At 36.0% G+C, this 5,219-nt stretch carries 5 protein-coding genes and 1 pseudogene; all 6 read left to right on the top strand.

Annotated elements, in window-relative coordinates; genetic code table 11:
* Positions 1 to 220: 220 nt before the first annotated feature.
* Positions 221 to 391, top strand: a complete 171-nt coding sequence (locus HT688_RS12040) for a PhrA family quorum-sensing system peptide (RefSeq protein WP_001227862.1) — start codon at positions 221 to 223, stop codon at positions 389 to 391.
* Between the two features lie 164 nt (positions 392 to 555).
* Positions 556 to 849, top strand: a complete 294-nt coding sequence (locus HT688_RS07845) for a hypothetical protein (protein WP_000748217.1) — start codon at positions 556 to 558, stop codon at positions 847 to 849.
* A gap of 6 nt (positions 850 to 855) precedes the next feature.
* The gene (locus HT688_RS07840) at positions 856 to 3,057 is read left to right on the top strand and encodes a bacteriocin-associated integral membrane family protein (RefSeq protein ID WP_172923691.1); all 2,202 of its coding nucleotides are present in this window, start codon (positions 856 to 858) and stop codon (positions 3,055 to 3,057) included.
* A gap of 4 nt (positions 3,058 to 3,061) precedes the next feature.
* Positions 3,062 to 3,718 carry an ATP-binding cassette domain-containing protein gene (locus HT688_RS07835; protein WP_050208512.1) on the top strand — a complete coding sequence of 219 codons (657 nt, stop codon included), beginning with the start codon at positions 3,062 to 3,064 and terminating at the stop codon, positions 3,716 to 3,718.
* A gap of 113 nt (positions 3,719 to 3,831) precedes the next feature.
* Positions 3,832 to 4,128: a hypothetical protein gene (locus HT688_RS12180; protein WP_007284909.1), complete on the top strand. Its 297-nt coding sequence runs from the start codon at positions 3,832 to 3,834 to the stop codon at positions 4,126 to 4,128.
* A gap of 140 nt (positions 4,129 to 4,268) precedes the next feature.
* Positions 4,269 to 5,078, top strand: a pseudogene (locus tag HT688_RS12175) (bacteriocin-associated integral membrane family protein); the annotation flags it as partial.
* Positions 5,079 to 5,219 lie beyond the last annotated feature (141 nt).

Here is a 5,219-nt window from a genome sequence, read left to right as displayed (position 1 = left end):
TTCTTTTCAATCTGAATTTTTCTGCGAGTGTATTCATTAAAAATAATAAACCTTCCTATTTGCTTAATTTCATTATAAAATTTTTAGTTCAAAATAGCAAGTTAAAGGAATAAATAATTCTTTATGGTAATAAACAAAAAAAAAAGTTAAAAATTACATAAAAACACTTGACTAAATAAAATATATCTGTTAGAATAAAAAAAGAAAGGGGTTTCATTGCATGAGAAAAAAACGTGGAATTAAAAAATTAGTTACATTTGCATTGCTAGGTGTTTTTATGTTTAGTAATACAATTCCTTACCAACAGTTTATTCAGAAGAATAAACAATTGGAGATTCGAGTGCAATCGCAAAAGAAGTCCAATGGTCTTGATGTTGGGAAGGCTGATTAGTTGATTAAATGATGAAAATACTATTAACTATATAGTATTTCTGTTTTATCTAATTTTTAATTAGAAAGAAGGGATTCCGATGTACTAGGGTATGATTTGTTGATATTTCTAAATGCAGTCATTGTTATTGTTAGATTTTAAGTGAAAGAAATGAGGGCTTTACGATGAAGAAAAGCATAAAAAAAATAATTACAACATCTTTACTTGCACTGACTTTAGCTGGTGCAGGTGGTTCGATTGTTTCAGCTGCAACAGTTTGGTATAAAGGTACTGCAGTTTATTGGGATTATGGTCGTACTGCTGGCCTTTGGAGCTATTCAAATGTTCAGTCTAGTGTTTACGAACACTCAGCAACTGCTAACGGGGCATTCTCAGGCTGGCAATCACCTGGAGTAGAAGCACGTGTTTCTAAATTCATCGGAACTGCTACAGCTGAATGTTACTGGAATTGTAGGTAAGTACCTATGACATACAAAAACATGTTATTAGGTAAAATGAAATACTTAATCCTGTTTTTGATTGCCATCCAGAGTGTCTTACTTGCTCTGGTGGCAATTTTTTTAGCAGGTTTACAGTATCAACAGTCATGGCAGAGTTATAATCATCATTCCGAAACTGTAACAGTTTATCTTCAGAAGTTAACAGAAGAGCAATCACAAGATGTATTTAATTATTTTTTAGAACAGAGTGACTTGTCCATATGGACAAAACGTTCTGAAAGTAGTGATACAGGAGAAGGTCTAAATAGGATTTATATAGACATCCTTGGCAGCTCTGCTGGTTTTTCAGATTTTGAAAGTACGGGTAAAATAGTAGTCTCACAACAACAATTTGCAGATTTATTATCTCATAGTGATAATAGTATGACTATTGGACTTGACAAAGGCTCAAATAATATGCTTTACGAGCTTCCAGATTTATTATTTAGCACACCTGTAGTCATTGAACGATTAGATTATACTTTTCAAAACACTAATACGATCAATGGGATATACCATATCAATGGTCTCCACGATGCTGTCTCAAGAGATAACTTTCTGTTGCATCTTTCAAAGATGTCAGGTATTTCTGTTGAGGATTTGACAAAAGAAAGTTTTGGAAGTAGTACTGATCAGGGAATTTGGGGAATAATACTTGCTATCAGCATCTTAGTAAATGCCTTCATTTTACTGATTCTATTCTTAATCTGTGTTCTTCAATCCTTTAAACATTTCGGAACATTGATTCTTTTAGGATGGGATAGAAAAGAATTATGGTCTGCTTTTTTCAAAAATTCTCTACTATTTTCAATCTACATTATTCCAATTATCTCTTTATGTAGTTGGTTGTTGTCAGGCTGGTCTAGTTTTGGTTTATCATCGTTTATTCTAGTTTTTGCTGGAGTCAGCCTCTCAATCTTGTTGCTACTATTGATATTCATTATTCCAACGATTATTGTTTATTCGGTTTCTCCATTAGCCGCCATTCATAAACGATTACCAATGAAGCCTTTAATGGTAACCTGCTTGTTATTCTATACCTTGGTAGCTGGTTTGTTAATCGCAGTCAGTTACTCTTTAGATGCTCCAATGAATCAGTTTATTGATAATATGAAAGTATCTAGAGAGTGGAAGAATGTTGAAGATATGTACGTTATATCCAGTTTTGTTGAGGGAGATGATGTAGGTACATATGCAGGAACTACAAATTCCCTTGAGCATACTATGTATAACTTTTACCAGCGTATATCTGAGCTTCCAGGTGTCTATATTGCCAAAGGACAATTTCTTAATCAGGAGTCCCTTGATGCAGTCTATGGGACATACCAGCATGTCCCTAAAAAACCATTTTGGTATTTGAAATTCTCCTATAATTACCTGCAAGACCTAGGTATTCCCCTAAGTGATGAAGAGTTGCTAGAGATGAGGAATGGTACTCGACTTTATCTTCTACCTAACACGCTCAATACAGAAGAACTTGAGGTGATGAAGGCGTATTTACAGGAAAGTGTCACTGTAAAACCGGGAGATTTACAAACTAATTTCACAGAAAATCAGAAATTTATGTTCAAGATTTACCAACCGTCTCGACCAATATTTACTTGGTCAGATTCTATTTCTTATGGTACAACTAGTGAGAATCCAGTTATTTTTGTCTCAACACCAGAGAATTTATATTTCATGGAGTCGGCAAACTTAGTTGTCAGTGGCTATAATGGTCTTTTGAAGATTCGTGATAGGGAAACGATGGAACAGGTAGTGTCCGTTTTAGAAACAGAATTTCCAGATTTAATGGATAATCGGTTGAGTTTTACAACTGTCAAGAACTTTATCAATGGTCTTCAAAAAGATCTGAGTTATACATTTTATCTTTTCGGCACGATCATAGCGATTATCATCATTACGATGATGGCTATTTTCTGGAGTTTTGTCTTAATGTACCGCTTGTTATTTGAAGAAAAATTGTATGTCCAATACTTTATGGGATTCTCACCATGGAAAAGATATATTGGTGTGCTTTCTCTCATTATTAGTTTTTCTGTGATGGAACTAATCGTTTCTATCTTGGTGGGTTCTAAGTTGGGAATAGTCATGACACTAGCTACATTTGCTTTTCAGATAATGCTTCTTTACTTCAGTTTGTTCCGTAAAGAAGGAGAGAGTATCATACAATCATTTAAGGAGTAATCTCATGTCTAGAATTTCAGTACAAAATGTATCAAAACAATTTGGTTCAAGAGAAATTTTCAAAGACTTAAGCTTTGATATTGAGGAAAATGAATTTGTAGCTTTAGTAGGACCTTCTGGTTCTGGAAAATCGACTATCCTCAATATGATTGGACTATTGGATACTGTTGACAGTGGTAAAATCCTAATCAACGGAAAAGTTTTGCCTAAGGTAAATTCGCAATCAGCAGTTCATTATCGAAGGAATGTCATCAACTATCTTTTTCAATCCAATGCACTCATTTCTACATCTAGTGTGAAAGATAACCTGATGCTTGCCATGACTTTTTCGAATTTCTCTAGACAGGAGAAAGAGCAGAGAATCAAGGAAACGCTAGAATTTGTTGGTCTACAAAATCGGTTAAATAGTAAAGTCAATGAATTATCGGGAGGTGAACAGCAGAGAATTGCGATTGTGAGAGCTATTTTAAAGCCCGGAGATATTGTCCTAGCAGATGAACCAACCGGATCGTTAGATCCTGAAATGTCTCAAAAAGCATTCGATTTGATTCGAACTTTGAGAGATCAATTTAGTAAAACAATTTTGGTTGTTACGCATAACATGGAGCAAGCACGGCAATGTGATAGGATTATTTCACTGGAGTCAGTTCTTGTAAATTAACTCAACCATTATTAGCACTTGATACGGTTACTTCTATCAATAGTTTAGTAAGCTTGTTAGTTTATAGAGGGCAGGGGTATTTCTGCCCTCTGTTTTAGAATAAGGAATGCACTATGAAAAAATTATTTATACTCATATCCAACCTGCTTGCTAGTTTGTTCTTTGTTTGGGTATTTACCATTTGGACTGATACATATGTCTCCCGTTACTACCCCAACGTTGTTGTACGTGATTCTTCCCCTGAAACAACTTTTCAGCATATTGCTACACGCTTGGAAAAACTAGCAGAAGAAACGGATAGCTTTATTGCGATTCAACACCAAGATCCTAACTCAGAAGGTACTACAGTTTTTTCTTATACGACCTTTGGGGACGGAAAGTTGCCTGATGGGCTTCAGGAAAAAAACTAGAAGATGCTCAAAGTAGTAGTGTTGAAACAAACTATTTTGTATTCGGTGGACACCTAGATATTCACTTGCTAAGGGAGGAGCTAAGTCAACTTGGCTTGACTAACATGCACCTGACAATTCCATCTAAACTATCTACGTTAATGGCTATCTTTAGTAACGGATTTCAGTTAATCAGTCTATTGATTTTCATCTTAACCTTTGTAGCACTGACTTTAATTAGTCAAATTAGCCAATTACGGTCGTCGGGCATTCGCCTCATTTCAGGAGAGAAACGGTGGTCCATTTTCCTTAGACCAGTTGGTGAGGATTTGAAAGGGATAGCTGTTGGTTTCAGTTTAGCTGGCTTGCTCGCCATTCTTATGCAAAAAATTCTGTCGCTTCCAACGCAATCCCTAATGACCATAGGAGAAGGCTTGCTCAGTTATAATCTCATCTTGTTGTCGATCTCCCTGTTTTTCGCTCAACTCTTCGCAGTTGGGATAAAAAAGATACACCTGATGCAGATTATAAAAGGGCAAGTGCCTGTCAGAGGAATCATTAGTTTGATTTTAATCGGTCAACTATTAGCGATTATTATTGTAACGCTGGGAATAGGGAGTAGCTTAAAGTATTCCCAAGCCTGGCAACAGCATCGGATTGGACAAGAGGCTTGGAGCCAGGAAAGGCAACTGATTACCCTATCAATCAGCCGTGAAGGAACGAGTCCTGGTTTTGATGAACAAGCTCAAAGGAAACTCAGAACTTGGTATCAATTGATGGATCTGGCTGTTTCAGAACAAAAGGCTTTCTTATCTAGACACCAGTTAATTGACCGTACTTTGCAAAATGGCATGGCTTCCTCCAAAAACTTTATAACCTCTACAGAATGGCACGATTACAACCCGAATGGCAATGTCCTTATCGTCACACCGCAATACTTGGAGCGTCAAAACATTCCTGTAGATACAACGTAACCGCCCAAAGGATTTAGTGTGCTTGAAAAGCACAACATATGGTGTTTTTTGATGTGGGATAAAATTGAAAAACAATTAAAAATAAAAGGCTGGTCGATGTATCGTTTAGCTAAGGAATCGGGTGTCCATCCATCTAAT

Origin of the sequence: Streptococcus sp. 1559 (genome assembly GCF_013276735.1) — a bacterium.
Classification (GTDB): Bacteria; Bacillota; Bacilli; order Lactobacillales; family Streptococcaceae; genus Streptococcus; species Streptococcus pseudopneumoniae.
This window is presented reverse-complemented; position numbering and strand designations above follow the sequence as displayed.

Coding starts and splice junctions, on each gene's coding strand:
- HT688_RS12040 (WP_001227862.1), top strand. CDS start 221: ATGAGAAAAAAACGTGGAATTAAAAAATTAGTTACATTTGCATTGCTA.
- HT688_RS07845 (WP_000748217.1), top strand. CDS start 556: ATGAAGAAAAGCATAAAAAAAATAATTACAACATCTTTACTTGCACTG.
- HT688_RS07840 (WP_172923691.1), top strand. CDS start 856: ATGACATACAAAAACATGTTATTAGGTAAAATGAAATACTTAATCCTG.
- HT688_RS07835 (WP_050208512.1), top strand. CDS start 3,062: ATGTCTAGAATTTCAGTACAAAATGTATCAAAACAATTTGGTTCAAGA.
- HT688_RS12180 (WP_007284909.1), top strand. CDS start 3,832: ATGAAAAAATTATTTATACTCATATCCAACCTGCTTGCTAGTTTGTTC.